At 74.6% G+C, this 19,675-nt stretch carries 18 protein-coding genes; 4 read left to right on the top strand and 14 right to left on the bottom strand.

Features of this window, described 5'->3' with window-relative positions; all coding sequences use genetic code 11:
* Positions 1-28: 28 nt before the first annotated feature.
* The 5 genes from EV384_RS16085 to EV384_RS16065 all read right to left on the bottom strand — a co-directional run bounded on the left by EV384_RS16085 (position 29) and on the right by EV384_RS16065 (position 6,172).
* Positions 29-490 carry a DUF948 domain-containing protein gene (locus EV384_RS16085; RefSeq protein ID WP_130334286.1) on the bottom strand — a complete coding sequence of 154 codons (462 nt, stop codon included), beginning with the start codon at positions 488-490 and terminating at the stop codon, positions 29-31.
* 153 nt (positions 491-643) lie between these two features.
* On the bottom strand, positions 644-1,261 hold the full coding sequence (locus EV384_RS37065; protein WP_130340613.1) for a hypothetical protein: 618 nt from the start codon (positions 1,259-1,261) through the stop codon (positions 644-646).
* Positions 1,262-3,732: 2,471 nt separating this feature from the next.
* Entirely contained in the window at positions 3,733-5,235 is a 1,503-nt protein-coding gene (locus tag EV384_RS16075) for a replication-associated recombination protein A (protein WP_130334284.1), read from the bottom strand.
* Between the two features lie 75 nt (positions 5,236-5,310).
* Entirely contained in the window at positions 5,311-5,523 is a 213-nt protein-coding gene (locus EV384_RS16070) for a hypothetical protein (RefSeq protein ID WP_130334282.1), read from the bottom strand.
* Positions 5,524-5,617: 94 nt separating this feature from the next.
* Entirely contained in the window at positions 5,618-6,172 is a 555-nt protein-coding gene (locus tag EV384_RS16065) for a GNAT family N-acetyltransferase (protein WP_130334280.1), read from the bottom strand.
* A 26-nt stretch (positions 6,173-6,198) separates the two neighbouring features.
* Here EV384_RS16065 and EV384_RS16060 point away from each other — a divergent pair, with 26 nt between their 5' ends.
* Positions 6,199-6,939, top strand: coding sequence for a GNAT family N-acetyltransferase (locus EV384_RS16060; RefSeq protein ID WP_130334278.1), 741 nt, complete (start codon positions 6,199-6,201; stop codon positions 6,937-6,939).
* Between the two features lie 47 nt (positions 6,940-6,986).
* Here the strand turns inward: EV384_RS16060 and EV384_RS16055 are convergent, their stop codons facing one another.
* The 5 genes from EV384_RS16055 to EV384_RS16035 all read right to left on the bottom strand — a co-directional run bounded on the left by EV384_RS16055 (position 6,987) and on the right by EV384_RS16035 (position 13,059).
* Positions 6,987-8,357 carry an MFS transporter gene (locus EV384_RS16055; protein ID WP_130334276.1) on the bottom strand — a complete coding sequence of 457 codons (1,371 nt, stop codon included), beginning with the start codon at positions 8,355-8,357 and terminating at the stop codon, positions 6,987-6,989.
* Complete coding sequence (locus EV384_RS16050) at positions 8,354-8,953, bottom strand: ArsR/SmtB family transcription factor (protein ID WP_130334274.1); 600 nt, start codon at positions 8,951-8,953, stop codon at positions 8,354-8,356. The genes EV384_RS16055 and EV384_RS16050 overlap by 4 nt, the downstream gene beginning before the upstream one ends.
* Positions 8,954-9,039: 86 nt before the next feature.
* On the bottom strand, positions 9,040-9,852 hold the full coding sequence (locus EV384_RS16045) for an SDR family oxidoreductase (RefSeq protein ID WP_130340611.1): 813 nt from the start codon (positions 9,850-9,852) through the stop codon (positions 9,040-9,042).
* Between the two features lie 76 nt (positions 9,853-9,928).
* Entirely contained in the window at positions 9,929-11,734 is a 1,806-nt protein-coding gene (gene aspS / locus EV384_RS16040; protein ID WP_130334272.1) for an aspartate--tRNA ligase, read from the bottom strand.
* Positions 11,735-12,000: 266 nt separating this feature from the next.
* Positions 12,001-13,059, bottom strand: a complete 1,059-nt coding sequence (locus EV384_RS16035) for a S1 family peptidase (RefSeq protein ID WP_130334270.1) — start codon at positions 13,057-13,059, stop codon at positions 12,001-12,003.
* A gap of 247 nt (positions 13,060-13,306) precedes the next feature.
* On the opposite strand from EV384_RS16035, the gene EV384_RS16030 reads away from it, so the two are divergent.
* The gene (locus EV384_RS16030; protein WP_130334268.1) at positions 13,307-14,137 is read left to right on the top strand and encodes an SGNH/GDSL hydrolase family protein; all 831 of its coding nucleotides are present in this window, start codon (positions 13,307-13,309) and stop codon (positions 14,135-14,137) included.
* Between the two features lie 70 nt (positions 14,138-14,207).
* Here EV384_RS16030 and EV384_RS16025 read toward each other — a convergent pair whose 3' ends face one another.
* On the bottom strand, positions 14,208-14,684 hold the full coding sequence (locus tag EV384_RS16025) for a winged helix-turn-helix transcriptional regulator (protein ID WP_130334266.1): 477 nt from the start codon (positions 14,682-14,684) through the stop codon (positions 14,208-14,210).
* A gap of 56 nt (positions 14,685-14,740) precedes the next feature.
* On the opposite strand from EV384_RS16025, the gene EV384_RS16020 reads away from it, so the two are divergent.
* Positions 14,741-15,256 (top strand): PaaI family thioesterase, encoded by a 516-nt coding sequence (locus EV384_RS16020; RefSeq protein WP_130334265.1) that lies wholly within the window; start codon positions 14,741-14,743, stop codon positions 15,254-15,256.
* Positions 15,257-15,381: 125 nt separating this feature from the next.
* On the opposite strand, the gene EV384_RS16015 is transcribed toward EV384_RS16020, so the two are convergent.
* The 3 genes from EV384_RS16015 to EV384_RS16005 form a co-directional block, all read right to left on the bottom strand.
* The gene (locus EV384_RS16015; RefSeq protein ID WP_130334263.1) at positions 15,382-16,320 is read right to left on the bottom strand and encodes an acyl-ACP desaturase; all 939 of its coding nucleotides are present in this window, start codon (positions 16,318-16,320) and stop codon (positions 15,382-15,384) included.
* A 70-nt stretch (positions 16,321-16,390) separates the two neighbouring features.
* Entirely contained in the window at positions 16,391-17,713 is a 1,323-nt protein-coding gene (hisS, locus tag EV384_RS16010) for a histidine--tRNA ligase (RefSeq protein WP_130334261.1), read from the bottom strand.
* A 55-nt stretch (positions 17,714-17,768) separates the two neighbouring features.
* Positions 17,769-18,488, bottom strand: coding sequence for an MBL fold metallo-hydrolase (locus EV384_RS16005; protein ID WP_130334259.1), 720 nt, complete (start codon positions 18,486-18,488; stop codon positions 17,769-17,771).
* 261 nt (positions 18,489-18,749) lie between these two features.
* Here EV384_RS16005 and EV384_RS16000 point away from each other — a divergent pair, with 261 nt between their 5' ends.
* Positions 18,750-19,616, top strand: coding sequence for a peptidylprolyl isomerase (locus EV384_RS16000; RefSeq protein WP_130334257.1), 867 nt, complete (start codon positions 18,750-18,752; stop codon positions 19,614-19,616).
* The last annotated feature ends 59 nt before the right edge of the window (positions 19,617-19,675 follow it).

Below are 19,675 nucleotides of genomic sequence, written 5' to 3'. Positions count from 1 at the left end.
TCTCATCCTCCTGGTCAGCGCCGGCCGGTCAGCGGTTGCCGCGCTTGGCGGCCCGACGCTGCTGCTTGATGGTGTCGCGCACCTCGCGCTCGGTCTCCGCGTGCCGGCGGGCCGAGGCGGCCCGGCGCACGCCATAGCCGAACGCGGCCACCTTCACCAGGGGGTTCGCCGCGGCGGCGGAGACCACGGTGGCCAGGTTCGCCACGTTGGCGGTGACGTTCTGCGCGTGAGTGGTCATGGTGTCCACCTTGGCGAGCTGGAGGTTGACCCCGTCGAGAGAGGTCTGCACCTGCTCCAGGGCGACGTTGACGTTCTTCACGGTGGCGTTGACGTCGCCGAGCAGCGGCGTGGTGCGCTCATTCAGGTCGTTGATCATGCGGGTCGTCGCGTCCACGGTGTGCCGCAGCCGCAGGATCGGCACCGCCAGCACGAGCACCAGCATCAGGAACGCGCCGGCCGCGATCAGCGCAGCGATCTGTCCACCATCCACGCGCATGTCCTCCTCAAGCAGGCGTTCCGGGATCCGACGTCCCGGAACGCGCGACCGTCCTGCCCACTCGCCCCGCGCCGACCCACCACCGCGGTCGACGGGCGCACGCGGGCCCGCCAGCCCCAGACCCTACCGTCCGTGATGGAAACCGGCTCAGGACGGTGAGCGTGTCTGTTCGCCCAGTGGATCGTCGGTGAGGGTGGGGAACGGATCCTCACCGGTGAGTGACGGGTCAGTGCTCGGTTGTGGTCCGGTCCGCTCGTCGTCGATCGCGTTGCGCACCTTCACCGACACCAACGAGCCGGCGCACTCCCCCGCTGCGGGCGAGGGCGCCGGAGACGGCGCCGGTTGCCCGTTGACCGGCGGCAGGGCGCAGGTGGGCTCGCGTACCCACAGGTCGAGGGTGAGTTCGTCCCGGCGCCAGCAGGTGTAGCTGCCCTTGACCGGCTGCTCCGGGCAGCGGGTCACCTTCCACTGCCGCCAGCCGTCCCGGGTCAGCGCCTGCTCGTACACCTGGGCGGTTTCCTTCCACGCCTGCTGGGACTCCACGGTCCGCTCCCGCAGCCGACAGTCCTGCAGGCACCAGCGGCTGCCGCTGACGTTGTCGACGGTCTTCACCGTCGCCCAGCTCGGCACGTCGAGCGCGTCGAGGGAGTCGAAGACCGGGTCCCGGCTGAGCGTCCGGAGGCCGAAGTAGAGCGGCACCGCGCCGAGCAGCAGCAGGCTGACCAGCGCGAGGACGCCCATCCGCAGGCGGCGCCGCTCGCGCATCTGCCGGCGCAGCTCGGACCTGGCGCCACGCAGGCCAGCGGCCGGCGTCCGGTCGTCGTCCGCCGACTCCGACCCGGCCCGCCGCAGCGCCGGTCCGGAATGGTCCGCCGGTTGCGGCCGCGGACCGATCGGCTCCGGCTGCGGTACGACCGCGGCGGCGCGCGCCACCGCGGGAACGTCGCCGGGACGCCCGGGCGGCGGTACGGCCGCCGCGCCGCGCGCTTCCGGGCGGCCCGGCTCCCGCTGCGGCGGGGCCGACCGGCCGACCGGTGGCTCGTCGGGTCCGGCGGGCCGGGACACGGGGGCGGCCGCGCGGGCCACCGCGGGCTGCCCGCCCGTGGTGCGGGCGCCGACGTCGCCGGGCTGGGGGCCGACCCGGTCGGCCCCGGGCGACCGGGGTGGGACGGAACCGTCGGGCGCGACGCCCGGCCGGGCCGCGCCGCGTGCCGGCCCGGCCGGCCGGCCGTCGCCGGCGGCCGAGGGCGGAGCGGAACGACCGGCGGGGGCCGGACCGGGGCCGCCGAGGGTTGGCGCTCCCGGCGGGCCGGCCGGGGCGGGACCGGGGCGCGCCGCCCCGCGGGCGCCGGCGGGTTGATCGGGTACGGCAGCCGGTCCCGGCGGCACGGCGGCGCCGGTCCGGCCGGTCGCGGCCCGACCGGGGCCGGCGGGGCTGCCCCGTCGTCCGGCGGGCGGCTCCTCGACCGCAGGCCCGGCCGGCGCCGTCGGGTCGACCACCGGCAGGGCCGGGTCGCTGTGGTGTCCGCGGCCGGCCTGGCGCAGCCAGTCGGCCGGCCGCTCGGGGCGGTCGCCGCGCGGCCCGTCGCCGCCGTCCCGCCCGGCGCGGCGCGGGCTGGGCGGCGCGGACGCGTCGGCCCCGCCACGACGGCCCGACAGTCTCTCACCGTCCTCGCCGGCGGCCCGACGGCCGGCCGGCAGTTCGGTACCGCCGGCGGCCGCGCGACGGCCGGTCGGCGGCCCGGTGACCTCCGGCGCCGCCGGGCGGCCACCGGTCGACGGGGTGTCGGGCGCGGCGCGACGACCGGGCGCGGCCGGGCCGGCCGGCTCCGGTCGGGGACGCCGACGGTCAGCCGCACGTCCGGGGTCGGTGCCGGGCGCGGAGCGGGCGGTCCCGGGCGACGTGACGTCCCCCGGCACCGACGGTGCGTTGCCGCTCCTCGGCAGGACCGGCTCCTCGGGCTCGCTGGCGCGGCGACGACCGCCCGCGCGCGGTGCACCGGGCCCGGTCGGGCCGTCGGTCACTGGCGGCACACCGGCCGTGGCCCGGTCCGCGGGGCCCGACTGGGCCGGCGCGCGACGGCGCCGCCCCTCGGCTCCACCCGGGCCGGGGCGCGGCGCGCCGGTGGCCGGGTCGACGGTCGGGTAGGGCGCGCCGGGCGGAGTCGCCGCCCCCCGGGGCGGATCCCCGGCCGGTGCGCCACGACGGCCGGGCTCGGCGCCCGCCGGAGCGGAGCGACGACCCGCGCCGGAGACCGGGCGGACACCGGGATCGGCGCCGTCGGGCATCCCCCGCCGGCCCGCGCCCGAGACCGGGCGGACACCGGGATCGCCACCGTCGGGCAACCCCCGCCGGCCGGCGCCCGAGACGGGGCGAAGTCCAGGATCGGTGCCGCCGGGGACCGGGCGCGGGCCCGCGCCCGAGACCGGACGGCCACCCGGTTCGGCGTCTTCGGGCACGGCCCGCCGGCCCGCCCTCGAGGTGGGCGGGGCGGACGTCGGGGCGCCAGGGCCCTCGGGGCCGCGCCGGCCGGTGCCGGGCGGCGCGGAGCGGGGGCCGTCGGAGGGGACGCCCGACCCGGGCGCCGGCCAGCCGGTCGCGGGCGGCTGCCCGCCCCGGGCGGGTCCGCCGCCGGCCGGGCCAGGGTGCGGCCGACCGGTCGGAGCCTGCGGGCCGCCGGCGGTCGGCGGGACCGTGCCGTGCGCGCCGGTGGACCCGGCCACGCCGCGGCGCGGGGGGCGGGACGGCTCGGCCGGGCGGCGGACGGGCCCGGCCGGCTCGGGCGACCCGGGCCAGGGCCCGTCGGCCGGGCGCGACCGGCCGGCGGCCGGATCGGGCCCGGCGGGACGGACCGGGGGTGCCGCCGGCCCGGCCTCGGCCGGGTTGCGCCGCACGGGCGGCCCGTCGGGAGCGGGGCGGCCCGCGCCGGGCGAGGGCACGGTTCCCGGCCGGGCGCCCCGGCCGGGCCCTGGTGAGGGGGGCGCGGAGCGCGGCGGCGGGCCGGCGGGCGGCATCGGGCCGCGCGGCGACGCCGGGCCCGGGCCGCCACCTTCCGGGCCGAGCTCCGTGCGCTGCTCCTTGGCCGTACGCAGGTCGTCGATCCAGCCGAACTCCTCGCCGGCGACCCCGCCGTCCGGCTCGGCGTCGGCCTTGCCGCGCCCCCACCGGCGGCCCTTGGCACGAGGGTCCCGCCGCTCGTCGGGGCCGTCCTCCGGCCGCTCCGGACCACGCGCCATCACTGCTGACCCTCCCCGACGGCGTCGCTGCCGCCCTCATCCGCCGCGCTGGCCCGCTCCGGGCTCGCCGGGTGGCGACCGTTCACGGCGGCCGGTGCGGGCTGCTCCGCCCGCGCCGCCGGTGCGGCCAGCCCGCGGACGATCCGGCGCAGCAGCGGCAGCCGGGTGGCCACCGACCGCTCGGCGCCGTGCCCGCTGGGCTGGTAGTAGTCGGTCCCGACGAGGTCGTCCGGAGCGTACTGCTGGGTGACCACACCGCGGTGGTCGTCGTGCGGGTAGCGGTAGCCGGCGCCGTGCCCGAGGCCCCGCGCGCCGGAGTAGTGCGAGTCGCGCAGCGCGCGCGGCACGGCGCCGCCGCGACCGGCCCGCACGTCGGCGATGGCGGCGCCGAGGGCGGTGGTGGCCGAGTTCGACTTCGGGGCGGTCGCCAGGTGGATCACCGCCTGGGCGAGGTTGAGCTGCGCCTCGGGCAGGCCCACGTACTCCACGGCGTGCGCGGCGGCGGTGGCGACGCTCAGCGCGGTCGGGTCGGCCATCCCGACGTCCTCGCTGGCGAAGATCACCAGGCGGCGGGCGATGAACCGGGCGTCCTCACCGGCGACCAGCATCCGGGCCAGCCAGTGCAGCGCCGCGTCCACGTCCGAACCGCGCATGCTCTTGATGAACGCGCTGGTCACGTCGTAGTGGGCGTCGCCGTCCCGGTCGTAGCGGACGGCGGCGACGTCGACCGCCTGCTCGGCGGTGGCCAGCTCGATCCGACCGGCGCCGAGCGCCGTGGCGGTGGCGGCCGCCGCCTCCAGGGCGGTCAGCGCCTTGCGCACGTCCCCGCCGGCGAGGCGCACGAGGTGGTCCTCGGCGTCGGTCTCCAGGGTGAGCGCGCCGCGCAGGCCGCGCTCGTCGGCGACCGCGCGGCGCAGCAGGCCGCGGACGGCGTCGTCGTCCAGCGGCTGGAGGGTGAGCAGCACGCACCGCGACAACAGCGGCGAGATGACCGAGAAGTACGGGTTCTCGGTGGTCGCGGCCAGCAGGGTGACCGTCCGGTCCTCCACCGCGGCGAGCAGCGAGTCCTGCTGGGTCTTGCTGAACCGGTGCACCTCGTCGATGAAGAGCACGGTCTGCGGGCCGCCCGCACGACGCTGCCGGCGGGCGGTCTCGATCACCGCCCGGACGTCCTTCACCCCGGCGGAGAGGGCCGACATGGCGACGAAGCGACGGTCGGTGGCCCGGGCCACGAGGTGGGCGATGGTGGTCTTCCCGCTGCCCGGCGGGCCCCAGAGGATCACCGACATGGGCGCCGCGCCGCCGACCAGCTGCCGCAGCGGCGCGCCCGGGGCGAGCAGGTGGTCCTGCCCGACCAGCTCGTCGATGCTGGCCGGCCGCATCCGCACCGGCAGGGGCGAGTCCTCGCCAACGGCGGTGAACCCGTCGACGCCACCGGAACCCGCGGGGGCGCTGGGCGCTCCGGCGGGTTCGCCGAGGGTGAAGAGGGCTTCGGACTCCATCACGAAGACAGTACCGGGCCCGGCCGGCGACGCTGGAATCGCGCCGCGGACCAGGCCAGCGGTGATCCGTTCCGGTCAGCCACGACCCGGACGGCGACCCCGGTACCAGCGGCCGCCGCCACCGCCGCGCGGACCGGAGCCGACCCCGGCCAGGTAGAGCGAGAGCAGCAGGAAGCCGATCAGGGCCAGGGTCCAGTTGTTGAAGAGGTCGGGGGCGCCGAGGTTCGTGTTCAGGAAGTCGAGCAGCAGCGCGAAACCGAACACGATGGCCGCGAGAATGGCGAGCATGTCGTTCCTCCGGTGGGGGGTCCCAGTAGGTCGGCGCTTGATGTACCCAATCGGTCTGTTCGTCAATCTCCACCGTGGAACGGGGCCGGCCGGCTCACCGGTCCGTGACGAGCACCGCGTACCGCACCGAGTCCCACCAGCGGCCGCGGACGAACAGGTGCTCCCGGCTGACCCCCTCCGGCCGCAGGCCGGCCTTGTCCAGCATCCGCCGGGAGGCGGCATGGTCCGGACGGGTGGTGACCTCGATCCGGTGCAGGCCCACCTCCCCGAACCCGAGGCGCAGCAGCAGGCGGGCGACCTCGGTGCCGAGGCCGCGCCCCCAGTGGTCGGGATGGAGCACGTACCCGATCTCACCCCGGCGGTGGGCCGGGCTCTCCACCGTCAGGCTGCCCAGGCCCACCGGCCGGTCGCCCGTCACGACGGCCAGCCGGTAGTGCAGGCGCGGCTCGCCTGCCGCCTCGCGCCGCCACGCCGGCACGGCCGCCCGGATGTCGTCGAGCGAGGGCGGCGCCTCGTCCAGCACCCACTCGGTGACGCGGGGGTCATTGGTGAGCGCGTGCAGGGCCTCGGCGTCGTCGTCCCGCCACTCCCGCAGGGCGCACCGGCCGCCGGCCAGTTCGACCGGACGGACGGAGCTCAACTCGGTCATCGGTACTCCTCTCGTAGGCTGGCGGCATGATCACTGCCGACCAGGCGCTGACGGGTCGGGACGCCCTCCTGGCCGCCACCGGACACCACCCGTACGCCCGGCACGCGCTCTGGCGCGACCGCGAGGCCCGCGGCTGGCGACGGGACGGGACGGTGGGCTGGCTGCTGCCGCCGGAGCAGGGGCCGGCCGGCGGCGCGCTCGGTGCCCCCGGCCCGGCGCTGGACGTCTTCGCCGGCCTGGTGGCCGACGGGGTGCTGCGTCCGGGTCAGTGGCTGCACCTGCCGCGGGCCGACCGGGACGAGGTGACGGCTCGGCTGACCGTGGCCCGGCTGGACGAGTGGGACTTCCTCTGGACCACCGCTGCACCGCCGCGCCAGCCGGAGGAGGAGCGGGTGGTCCGCCTCACCGAGGCCGACCACCCGGCCCTCGCGGCGCTGATCGAGGAGTCCTTCCCGACCACCACCTCCCGTCCGGGCGACCCGCGGATCGTCGACTGGTACGGCATCCGGGACGGGGACCGCCTGGTGGCGTGCGGGGCGGACCGCAGCCGGGGCGACGTCGGCTTCCTGGCCGGGTTGACCGTGGCGACCGACCGGCGGGGCCGGGGGCTCGGGGCGGCGCTGACCGCCGGGATGACCCGGGCCCTGGCCGCGCGATACGGCCTCGTCGCGCTCGGCGTCTACACGGACAACGTCGGCGCGATCCGGCTCTACCGCCGGCTCGGCTACACCGGCACCGAGCCGCGCAGCTCGGTCCACCTGGGTTGAGGGCGGGACAAGCGGCGGGCCCGGCCGTCAGGGCCCGCCGTGGTCGTTCACCGGGCCCGGGCCGGGGTGCCCTCGGGATCCACGGCGTCGCCCGCCAGCGGCGGCACGACGGGAGCGGGACCGGCGAGGGTGTCGTCGGGACCGGTCGGCACGCGGGTGACCGGTCCGTCGGCCGCCGCCGCGCCGGCCCGCCCGGCGCGCCAAGCCGGCAGGTAGAGCGGGGCGGCCAGGGCGAGCACCACCGCGCCGACGAACATGGCGGTGCTGACGCTGCTGCGGTCCGCCAGGGCGGTCAGGACGAGCCCGCCGAGCGCTCCGGCCGGCTGGGCCATCATCGAGTTCAGCGAGATCACGCTGGTCCGGTACGGCCCGTCGACCTGGCGGTGCAGCAGCCCCATGTGCAGCGGGTTGGACGCGCCGTGCACGGTGTAGCAGGCCAGGTAGGCGATGAGCACCCCGACCGGGCCGGCGAAGACACCCATCCCGACCACCGTCACGCCCTGCAGGATCCGCAGCAGCGCGGCGCTGGGCGCGGCGCCCAGCCGGCGCAGCAGCAGCGGGGTCAGCGCGGCACCGGCCGCGTTGGCGAGCCAGGCCACGGAGCTGGCCGGGCCGAGCAGCGCCGCCGCCCGATCGGCGTCCCCGACCACCTCGGCGAGGCGGACCGGCAGCAGCGACTCGAAGGTCACCATCCCGAAGCCCCAGAACAGCTCGACGCAGACCAGGGCGAGCAGCACCCGGGAGCGGCGCAGCAGTCCGACCGCCTGCCCGACCATCCGGGGCGCCTCGACCATCGAGGCCCGCAGCGCGCCGGCGCCCTTGGCCGGTCGGATCTCGACCAGCAGCATCAGCAGGACGATCAGGGCGACCGTCTGGAGGGCGATGGCCACCAGCACGGGCAGGGTCAGCGCGCTGACCGGGCCGACCGGACCCAGCGCGACCAGGCCGCCGCTGAGCAGAGCGCCGGCGCCGATGGCGATGCCGATGACGGTGCCGGCGTAGCCGAGGCCGGGCTCGTACTCGGCCTTCGGGTCGGCGGCGAGGGTGGCGTCGACGTACCAGGACTCCAGCGGTCCGCTGTCCAGCGCCCGGTAGACGCCCTGCAGAGCCCAGGACAGGAAGAAGAGCCAGAACGAGTCGGCCACCGCGAAGATGGCCAGCGAGGCCAGGCAGACCACCCAGGCGGCAACGAGCACCGGCTTGCGGCCGAGTGCGTCGGCGAGCCCGCCGGTCGGCAGCTCCAGCGCGAGCACGATCAGCCCCTGTGCGGTGCCGACCAGGCCGATCTGGGTGAGCGTCAGGCCGCGTTCCTGCATCAGCAGGATCATGACCGGGATCATCAGGCCGGTGGGCAGCCAGCGCAGGCCGTAGAGGGTGAGGTAGCGGAACCGGACCTGGCGTACGGACAGCGCGCTCATCGCATCTCCTGGATCAACGGGTAGGCGGCGAGGAAGACCTGCACCTGCTCGGCGTCCGGCTCAGCCGGATCCGCTTCGGTGCGGTAGCGCTCGAGGACCTGCCACAGGTCCGCCTTGAGGGCCTCCAGGCGGGCCGGCGGGATGGTCATGAAGCTGTCGCCCATGCCGAAGGCGTCCCGCCAGGCGGGCGACCACTCGTGCTGAGCGGCGAACCACCGCTCGGCGTGCTCCACCAGGAGGCGCACCTGGTCGCCCTGGATCCACTCGATGGCCGCCCGGGCGTCGGGGTCGTCGTCGAAGTCGGTGGGCTCCCAGTTGGTGACGTCGTGCGCGGCCCGCCACCAGCGCTGCCGGCCGGTGCCCCGGTCGGGGTCCTCGACGACCAGCCCGACCTCGGCGAGCTGCCGGAGGTGGTAGCTGGTGGCGCCGGTGTTCGTGCCGAGCAGCTCGGCGAGGGCGGTGGCGGTGGCCGGACCCTTCACGCGCAGGGCGCCGACGAGGCGCATGCGCAGCGGGTGAGCGAGCACCCGCACCTGGCGGTGGTCGATCCGCACCGCGCGGGGCTCGGGTCGGGTCCCCGGGTCGTCGTTCTCCATGCCTTGCACAATATCCGTGCACACTTTCTATGCACAATAATTGTGCATAGAAAGTGTGCGTGATCTGACGACGGCGGCGAGGCGGGTCAGGAGGCGAGGAGTTCCCGGATCCCGCGCAGGCGGGTCCGCAGCAGGTTGGCGGCGCGGGCGGAGTCGAGGCGTACGTCGGTGGGGCGGTGCAGGCCGGAGGCGGCGCTGGTGGTGGTCTTCATCCCGGCCGGGTCGATCCCCTCCTGGCGGGCCACCAGCAGGCCCAGCTCGGCGCGGCTGACCGCGTCCGGGCCGGCCACGTTGAGCGGGCCGGCGTGGTCGGCGGGCACCAGTTCGAGGACGGCGGCGGCCAGGTCGACCACGTCGACCGGGCAGCGGAGCTCGTCGGTGAAGAGGGCGGCCCGGCCGGCGAGCGCGTCGCGGCAGAGCTGGATCTGCTTGCTCCCCTCCCCCACGATCAGCGAGGTGCGCACCAGCGTCGCCCGCGGGTCGATCGCCCGGACCGCGGTCTCCGCCGCCGCCTTCGCCGCCCCGTACGGGAAGACCGGGCTGGGCGGGTCGTCGTCCAGATAGGGCGACGGGCGCCCGGCGTGCAGCGCGTCGCTGGAGAGGTGGACGAGGCGGGCGCCCACCTCGGCGGCGGCGACGGCGATGTTCGCCGCCCCGTCGGCGGTGACCGCCCAGTCGTCGTACCGGTAGGGGGTGCCGATGAGGGCGTCGGGGCGTACCGCGGTGACCAGCGCGCGCACGGCGGCCCGGTCGGTGACGTCGAGCCGGTGGGCCTCGACGCCCGGCACCGCGACGGCGGCCGAGTGGTACGTGCCGACCACCCGCTCCCCCGCGGCCACCGCCTGCCGGCAGATCTCCGCGCCGAGGAAGCCGCTGGCCCCCACCACGAGCAGTGTCATTCGCATCCCCGTTCCCTGAAACGATCGAGAGGTCCGCGTCATCATGACGCAGACCTCTCGATCAGGTGGGGACGGCTCAGGTGGGGTCGGCGACCGGCGCCACCGGGCCGGCGGTGCCGGCGTGCACCCCGGTCGGGGCCTTCGGCTTGGCGTCGATGCCCGCCTCGGTGCGCTGCTGCGCGGTGATCGGCGTCGGCGCGCCGGTCAGCGGGTCGAAGCCGCCCCGGGTCTTCGGGAAGGCGATGACCTCGCGGATCGAGTCCGCGCCGGCGAGCAGCATGCAGACCCGGTCCCAGCCCAAGGCGATGCCGCCATGCGGCGGGGCGCCGTACTTGAACGCCTCCAGCAGGAAGCCGAACTTGTCCTGCGCCTCCTCCGGGGTGATGCCGAGCAGGTCGAAGACCCGCTTCTGCACGTCGCCCCGGTGGATACGGATGGAGCCGCCGCCGATCTCGTTGCCGTTGCAGACGATGTCGTACGCGTACGCCAGGGCCCGGTCCGGGGCCTCCTCGAACTTGTCGACCCACTCGGCGTTCGGCGAGGTGAACGGGTGGTGCACGGCCGTCCAGCCGCCCTCGTCGGTGCGCTCGAACATGGGCGCGTCGACCACCCAGCAGAACGCCCAGGCGCTCTCGTCGATCAGGCCGGCCCGCTTGGCGATCTCGACCCGGGCCGCGCCGAGCAGCTCCTGCGCCTCGCGGGTGTTCGTGCTGGCGGCGAAGAAGACCGCGTCGCCCGGCTTGGCGCCGACCGCGTCGGCGAGCCCGCCCAGGTGCTCGGCGGAGAGGTTCTTCGCCACCGGGCCGCGCGCCTCGCCGGTCTCCGCGTCGAGCACCACGTACGCCAGGCCGCGCGCGCCACGCGCCTTGGCCCAGTCCTGCCAGCCGTCCAGCTCCTTGCGGCTCTGGCCGGCGCCGCCCGGCATGACCACCGCGCCGACGTAGCCGCCCGCGTCGATCGCGCCGGCGAAGACCCGGAACTCGGTGTCGCGCAGGTAGTCGGTCAGCTCGGTCAGCTCGACGCCGTAACGCAGGTCCGGCTTGTCCGAGCCGTACCGGGCCATCGCGTCGTGCCAGGTGATCCGCGGGATCGGCCGGGAGATCTCGAAACCGGCCAGGTCCTTCCAGAGCGCCGAGACGATCGCCTCGCCGAGGTCGATCACGTCGTCCTCGGTGACGAAGGACATCTCGATGTCGAGCTGGGTGAACTCCGGCTGCCGGTCGGCCCGGAAGTCCTCGTCCCGGTAGCAGCGGGCGATCTGGTAGTACCGCTCCATGCCGCCGACCATGAGCAGCTGCTTGAACAGCTGCGGCGACTGCGGCAGGGCGTACCAGCTGCCCGGCTGGAGGCGGACCGGGACCAGGAAGTCGCGGGCGCCCTCCGGGGTGGAGCGGGTCAGCGTCGGGGTCTCGATCTCGAGAAAGTCGCGCTCGTGCAGCACGCCCCGGGCGAGCTGGTTGGCCCGCGAGCGCAGCCGCATCGCGTTCGCCGGGCCGCTGCGGCGCAGGTCCAGGTAGCGGTACTTGAGCCGGATGTCGTCGCCGGCCTCGATCTGGTCGTCCACCGGCAGCGGCAGCGGGGCCGCCTCGGAGAGCACCTCCAGCTCGGTGGCGGTCACCTCGACCTCGCCGGTGGGCAGGTCCGGGTTCTCGTTGCCGGCGGGGCGGCGGGTCACCTCGCCGGTGACCTTCACGCAGAACTCGTTGCGCAGCGCGTGCGCGTCCTCCTCGCGGAAGACCACCTGGACCACGCCGGAGCCGTCGCGCAGGTCGACGAAGATGACACCGCCGTGGTCGCGCCGGCGGGCCACCCACCCGGCGAGCGTCACCGTGGTGCCGGCGTCCGTCGCGCGCAGGCTGCCGGCGTCATGGGTACGGATCACGACTTGCGTCTCCTCATCTGCGGTACACCTCTGCCCCTCGCATTCTGTCAGGGGCACCGGACACCGGTCGCGCCACCTGGCGATCTCGCGTTCACATCAGCGGACGTTGACGCCGCCCTCCCGCCGTGGAGGCAGAATCCGTCAGCCTGGGATGTTCCACGCGGACGCGCTGATCGTCACGGCATTGTCGTTGCTCACCGGAACCCCGGCCCAGACGCACCGGAGCGGGCCGCCGGTCACCCGGCGACCCGCTCGCGGCTGATCGGTCAGTAGACGCTGACGCCGTAGACGCTCAGCGCCTCGGTCACCGGCTGGAAGTAGGTGGTGCCGCCGGAGGAGCAGTTGCCGCTGCCGCCGGAGGTCAGACCGAGCGCGGTGTTGCCGGCGAAGAGCGAGCCGCCGCTGTCACCCGGCTCGGCGCAGACGGTGGTGCGGATCAGGCCGGAGACGCTGCCCTCGGCGTAGTTGACGGTGGCGTTGAGCGCGGTGACGGAGCCGCCGTGGACGCCGGTGGTGCTGCCGGAGCGCGACACCGACTGGCCGACGTAGGCGTTGCCGGCGCCGGTGATGTCACGCGAGGTGCCGTTGTAGAGGTAGACGGTGCCGGGGTGCGACAGGCTGGTGTTGCTGTACCGGACGATGCCGTAGTCGTTGCCCGGGAAGCTGGTGCCGGCGCGCGGGCCGATGTAGGTCGTCTGGCTGGAGTTGGTGTACCAGCTCGCCGAGATGTTGGTGCAGTGCCCGGCGGTCAGGAAGTAGTAGGTGCCGGCGCTGTTACGCACGTTGAAGCCGAGCGAGCAACGCCCGCCGCCGCCGGCGTAGATCGCCTGGCCGCCGTTGATCCGGGTGCTCAGCACGCCGGCCTCGGCCTCGATCCGGACGGCGCCTCCGGTGCGGGCTGCCGCGGCCTTGACCTTGTCGAGCTTGGCGCCGGTGACGGTGCTGTCGACGGAGACCACGACCTGGTTGGTGGCCGGGTCGATCCACCAGGCGGTGCCCGGGATTCTCGCCGAACGCTCCAGCTCGGCGGTGGCCCGGTTCAGCACGGCGGCGCCCCGGGTGACGAGCTTCGGGGTGGCGCCGGCGGCGCGGACCTGGCGGGCGGCGGCGTCGTCGGTGACCGCGACGACCATCTTGCCGCTGGCGTCGGCGTAGGCGCCGGCGGCGCGGTCACCGAGGCTGGTGGCCAGGCTGGTCGCGGCGTCGGGGGACAGGGGCGAGGAGGGTGCCGCCTGGGCGGGCGCGCCGAGCAGCGAGCCGGCAACCAGGGTTCCGGCGACGGCGACGGTGACGGCGCGACGGAGCGATGACCTCGTGGGTCGCATGAACAGCCTCCCGGATGGGGGATGGGGGCCCAACTCGTGGCGAGGGCCCTGGACCAACCCGGCGAGCTGGGGGAACCGGCCGGGCTGAATGAAGTATTCACATATTTAAGATCCTAGGCAAGGCCATGGTTTGCCCGAATTCACCGGGCGGCCACATGTAGCTGCTCCGCAACATTGTGGACACAGATTGTCATCTATACCATCCGGTCACCGTCGCATTCCCGGCACTCGTGATCCGGAGGCCACGATGACCGTCCCCCGCCGCGTGCTGGCCGCCCTCGCCAGCCTGACCGCCCTCGTCCTGCTCACCGCCAGCCCGGCCATCGCCGCCACCACCCCACCGCCGGCCTCGATGGCCAGCCTCGGCGACTCCATCACCCGCGGCTTCAACGCCTGCGGCTGGTACGTCGACTGCACCTCGCGGTCGTTCAGCACCGGTGACTACTCCACCGTGAACAGTCACTACCTGCGCATCCGCGCCGTCAACCCGAACATCCAGGGCCGCAACTACAACGACGCCCGCAGCGGCGCGAAGTCCGCCGACATGTACAGCCAGGCCGGCACCGCGGTCAGCCAGGGCGTCGAGTACGTCACCATGCTCATCGGCGCCAACGACGCCTGCACCAGCTCGGAATCGACCATGACCTCGGTGACCACGTTCCGGGCCAACGTCGACAGCGCGCTCAACCGCCTCAAGGCCGGGCTGCCCAACGCCCGGGTGGCGGTGATCAGCGTGCCCGACATCCACCGGCTCTGGTACATCGGCAAGAGCAACTTCAGCGCGCTCAGCGCCTGGTCGACCTTCGGCATCTGCCAGTCGATGCTGGCCAACGCCACCTCCACCGCCCAGGCCGACGTCGACCGCCGGGCCCGGGTCCGGCAGCGGGTGATCGACTACAACACCCAGCTCGCCCAGGCCTGCACCGCGTACGGCGCGAACTGCGACTTCGACGGCAACGCGGTGTTCAACTACCCGTTCGTGCTCAGCCAGGTCTCCGGCTGGGACTACTTCCACCCCAACACCAGCGGCCAGGCGGTGCTCGCCAGCATTTCGTACGCCAACGGCTTCGGCTGGTAGGCGCTCCCGCGGCGCGCGGACGGACCCGCCGTCCGCGCGCCGGCCCGCGTACCCGAGAAGACGCCGCCGGTCAGTCGACCCGGCGGCGCGCCCCGGGGCCCGGCCGGGGCAGCACGTCCCGGGGGTCCGCCACCTGGTGCCCCTCGGCGCAGCGCAGCTCGGCGTGGACCTCGGCGCCGCAGTCCCGGTGGGTCACCCGCAGCGGCGAGCCCTCGGGGTCGGCGAGGTGGCGGTCGCCCCAGCCGAGCACGGCCACCAGCACCGGCCAGAGGTCGAGGCCCTTCTCGGTCAGCCGGTACTCGTGGCGCACCCGGCTGCCCGGCTCCTGGTACGGCTCCCGGCGCAGCACCCCCTGCTCGACCAGGGTGGCGAGCCGGTTGGTGAGCACCTGTCGGGGCATGCCGGTCCGCACCCGCATGTCGTCGAAGCGGCGGATGCCGTTGAAGACCTCGCGGAGCACGACCAGCGTCCAGCGCTCGCCGAGGATCGCCATCGCCCGGGCGATGGTGCAGTTCTCCACCGACCAGTCCAGTGCCGCGGGTCTCATGCCGACCAGGCTAGGTCTGATTGACAGACTCAGCAACGCGCTGCCAGGCTGAGTCCATGACTCAGACGCAGGACCCGACGCGCAGCCGCACCTTCTCCTGGTCCGACCCGGTGGCGGGCGCGGCGCACATCGGCCGGCGCAGCGGCCTGGAGCTGCTCCGGGCGATGATCGACGGCGAACTGGCCGCCCCGCCGGTGATGCACCTGATCGACATGGCCCGGTTGGAGGCCGAGGAGGGCCGGGTCGCGGTGGAGCTGGTACCGCAGGAGTTCCACTACAACCCGCTCGGCACCGTCCACGGCGGGGTCATCTCCACCCTGCTGGACACCGCCGCCGGCTGCGCGGTGCACACCACGCTGCCGGCCGGCGTCGGCTACACCTCGCTCGACCTGAACGTGAAGTTCCTCCGCCCAGTGACGGTCGCCAGCGGCACCCTCCGCTGCGAGGGCACCGTCCTCCAGCGCGGCCGCCGCACCGCCCTCGCCGAGGCGCGCCTGACCGACGCGCAGGCCCGCCTCATCGCCCACGCCACCTCAAGCTGCCTCCTCTTCCCCCTCGACACCCCCGCCTGACCCTCCCCTCCCCCTCCCCCGGTGATCTTGCACTTGGGGCCCTCGGTACGGGCAGGATGCGGCTTTGCCGGGGCACCAAGTGCAAGATCGCCGGGGCGGGGGCGGGGGCGGGGGTGGGACGGGGGTCAGCGGAGGGTGGCGAGGCGGGCGGCGCGGGCGGCGCGCTTCTCCTCGAAGCGGGACGCGGCCTGCTCCAGGTCGTCGAGGTGGCGGGCGATCTGGTCGCGGGCGGCCTCCCCGTCGGGGTCCAGGCCGGTCACCGTGAAGACGTCCCACTGGCGCAGCACGGGGACGACCACCTCGTCGCGGTGCTGGCGCAGGTCGTAGATGCCGGCCAGGGCGATCGCCACGGACTTCCGGGCGAAGCCGTCGATGCCCACGCCGGGCATCTGGAAGTCGGCCAGCACGTCGGCCACGGCCCGCATCGCCTGGCTCGGGGCCAGCTCGAAGGCCGCGTCGAGCAGGTTGCGGTAGAAGACCATGTGCAGGTTCTCGTCGGCGGCGACCCGGGCCAGCAGCGCCTCGCAGGCCGGGTCGCCGGTCGCCCGGCCGGTGTTGCGGTGCGAGATCCGGGTGGCCAGCTCCTGGAACGAGACGTACGCCAGGGAGTGCAGCACCTCGTCGCCGTGCGCGTTGACGTAACCGGCGGACATGTGGGTCATCCGGGCGCGCTCCAGGGCCACCGGGTCGACCGCCCGGGTCACCGTCAGGTAGTCCCGGATCGCGGTGCCGTGCCGCCCCTCCTCGGCGGTCCACCGGTGCACCCAGTTCCCCCACGCGCCGTCCCGGCCGAAGAGGGTGGCGATCTCGTGGTGGTAGGAGGGCAGGTTGTCCTCGGTGAGCAGGTTGACGATCAGCGCCGTGCGGGCCACGTCGGGGATGGTGGAGTCGCTCTCCGCCCAGGCCTCCCCGCCGAGCGGGCCGTCGAAGGTGCGTCCCTCGCTCCACGGGACGTACTCGTGGGGGAACCACTCCTTCGCCATCGACAGGTGCCGGTCGAGGTTCTTCTCCACCACGGCTTCGAGTTCGAGGAGCAGGGCGGTCTGGCTCATCGGGCCGGTCATACGAATCTCCCTACGGTGGCGTAACTTACGCTACCGTAGGTCCTCTACCCCGTACGCGCCAGTAAGGAACTCAGCCGACCAGTGGTTTCAGGTCCACCCGGGGCGGCGTCCACTCCCCAGCCGCCGCGGCGACCTGCTCGCCCGAGCGGATGTCCTTCACCTCGTCGCCCTCGGCGCCCGGGAACCAGACGTACGGGATGCCCCGCCGCTCGGCATACCGGATCTGCTTGCCGAACTTGGCCGCGCTCGGCGACACCTCGGTGGGGATGCCCCGGGAGCGCAGCGCCTCGGCGACCTTGTTGCTGGCCGGCCGGTCGTCCTCGGTGGTGACCGCGACCAGCACGCAGGTCGGCACGCTCCGCGAGACCGACAGCTCCTCGACGCCGAAGAGCAGGCCGAGCAGCCGGGTCACCCCGATCGAGATGCCCACGCCCGGGAAGCGGACGGCGCCGGAGCTGGCCAGGTTGTCGTACCGACCGCCGGAGCAGATCGAGCCGAAGCGCTCGTAGCCGACCATCTGGGTCTCGTAGACGGTGCCGGTGTAGTAGTCCAGGCCGCGGGCGATGCGCAGGTCGGCCACGCAGAGCCCCGGGGAGTGCGCAGCGGCGGTCTCCACCACCGCGGTCAGCTCGGCGATACCCTCGTCGAGCAGCGGGTCGGTCACCCCGAGGGCGCGGACGGCGTCGGCGAAGGAGGCATCCGGCGCGGAGATCTCGGCCAGCGCGAGGCACGCCTTGGCCTGCGCCTCGCTCGCCCCGGCGGTCTCGGCGAGCAGTTCGGCCACCTTCGCCGGGCCGATCTTGTCGAGCTTGTCCACCGCGCGCAGCGCCGCCTCCGGGTCGGTCAGCCCGATGCCCCGGTAGAAGCCCTCGCAGATCTTGCGGTTGTTGACCTGGATCTTGACCGGCGGGATGGGCAGCGACCGCAGCGCGTCGCCGATCACCAGCGGCATCTCCGCCTCGTAGTGCGCCGGCAGGGTGTCCCGGTCGACGATGTCGATGTCGGCCTGGAGGAACTCCCGGTAACGCCCCTCCTGCGGCCGCTCGCCCCGCCACACCTTCTGGATCTGGTAACGGCGGAACGGGAACTGCAGCTTGCCGGCGTTCTCCAGCACATAGCGGGCGAACGGCACGGTCAGGTCGAAGTGCAGGCCGAGCGAGTCGTCGCCGGCCGGGCCGTCGGTGTCGGCCTGAAGCCGACGCAGCACGTAGACCTCCTTCGAGGTCTCCCCCTTGCGCAGGAGCTGGTCCAGCGGCTCCACCGAGCGCGTCTCGAGCGGGGCGAAGCCGTACAGCTCGAAGGTGCCGCGGATCCGGTCGAGGACGAACTGCTCGATCATCCGCTGCGCGGGCGTCCACTCCGGGAAGCCGGAGATGGGCGTGGGCTTGCTCATGGCGTACTCCTTGCGTCCCGCGCGGGCCGCGCGGGGAGGTCGTGGGTGCGGTGAGTCAGAGACCGCGGGTGGGCGCCGCCGGGCGCGCGCCGCCGGTGCCCGCCACCTCGAGGAGGTACGGGTTGCTCGCGCGCTCGCGGCCGATGGTGGTCGCGGGGCCGTGGCCGGGCAGGACGACGGTGTCGTCGGCCAGTGGGAGGACCTTCTCCCGCAGGCTGGACAGCATCCGGGGCATGCTGCCGCCCGGCAGGTCGGTGCGGCCGATCGAGCCGGCGAAGAGCACGTCGCCGGAGAGGCAGATCTGCTCGGCCTCCCAGGGCGAGCCGGCGCCGGGCATCCGGAACAGCACCGACCCGCCGGTATGGCCGGGGGCGTGGTCGACGGTGATCTCCAGCCCGGCGAGGGCCAGGGTCGCGCCGTCGGTCAGCTCGGCCACGTCGTCCGGCTCGGTGTACGGCAGCCGGCCGCCGAAGAGCTGGGTGAGGTCCGCCGAGAGCGCCTTGGCCGGGTCGGCCAGCAGCTCCCGGTCGTCCGGGTGGACGTACGCGGGGATGCCGCGCGCGCCGCAGACCGGCGCCACGGAGAAGGTGTGGTCCAGGTGGCCGTGGGTGAGCAGCACGGCGACCGGGTGCAGGCGGTGCTCGGCGAGCAGGGCGTCGAGCCGGTCGAGCACCCCGATGCCGGGGTCGACCACCACGCACTGCTCCCCCGGCGCGGTCGCCACCACATAGCAGTTGGTGCCGAAGGCGTCCGCGGGAAAGCCGGCCACGAGCACGTCCGCTCCCCTTCCGTCGAGTCGTCGTCTCCGTCCAGCAGCCTAGTCGGACGGGCGAGCCCATTGTTCCGACCCAGCGGTCCCAGCCGTCCCGGTGGGCACAGTGACATACCCCGATAAACCCAGCCCGGACCTCGTACACCACTTTCACAGCGGCTACCCGTACACTCTGGCGGGCGTGTGGCGTGGCGCACTTGCCGCCCGACGGGCGGATGGCGCCCGGACGCCGGCGACGACCAGGGTAAAGGAAGGGGAGCACGGGTGGCTTCCAGCAGGGACCGGCAGCGCAAAATGGCGCGGGCCAAGCTCGACCGGCAGCTCGCCCGGCGGGCCGCGGCCGCGAAGCGCCGCCGGCAGATCCAGGCCGGCGTGGGCGCCGCCGTCGTGCTCGCGCTGATCGTGGTCGGGGCGGCCTGGGCGCTGGGCGCGTTCGACTCGAAGCCGGAGAAGAAGGCCGCCGAGGACGTCTGCGTGTGGACCCCGCAGGACGCCAGCGCGAACGCCAACCTCAAGGACGTGGGCACCCCGGCCACCACCGGGCTGCCGACCTCCGGCACCCGGCCGATGACGATCACCACGAACCAGGGCGCCCCGATCACCGCCCAGCTCGACCTGGCCGCCGCCCCGTGCGCCGGGGCGAGCATCGCCCACCTGGCCGGCAGGTCGTTCTACGACAACACCAAGTGCCACGAGATCACCGCCGAGGGCGCGCTGCGCTGCGGCGACCCGAGCGGCACCGGCATCGGCGGCCCCGCGTACTCGTTCTACGACGAGAACCTGCCCACCCCGGCGCCGAGCGCGTCCGGCAAGCCGGCCGCCGGGCAGCCCCCGGCGTACCCGAAGGGCACGGTCGCCATGATCGCGAACCCGCCGGGCAGCAACGGCAGCCAGTTCCTCGTCTTCTTCAAGGACTTCAACCCGGCCAAGCCGGCCTACCCGGTCATCGGGAAGGTCACCGCCGGGCTGGACGTGATCGAGAAGATCGGCGCCCTGCCGACCGTGGACAATGGGAGCGGGGCCAAGGTGAAGCCGAAGACCGACGTGGTGATCCAGAGCCTCACGGTCGGCGAGCCGACCACCGGACCGGCCGCCACCAGCGCGCCCACGGCCAGCCCCAGCGCCGGCTGACCCGGCCGCCCACCCACCGCAGCGGCACCGTCCGCGCCCGAGAAGTTTCGTAAGGAGTG

The sequence above is a fragment of the Micromonospora kangleipakensis genome (assembly GCF_004217615.1).
Lineage (GTDB): Bacteria > Actinomycetota > Actinomycetes > Mycobacteriales > Micromonosporaceae > Micromonospora > Micromonospora kangleipakensis.
Note: the sequence above shows the minus strand (reverse complement) of the source record. Positions and strands in the feature narration are given on the sequence as shown.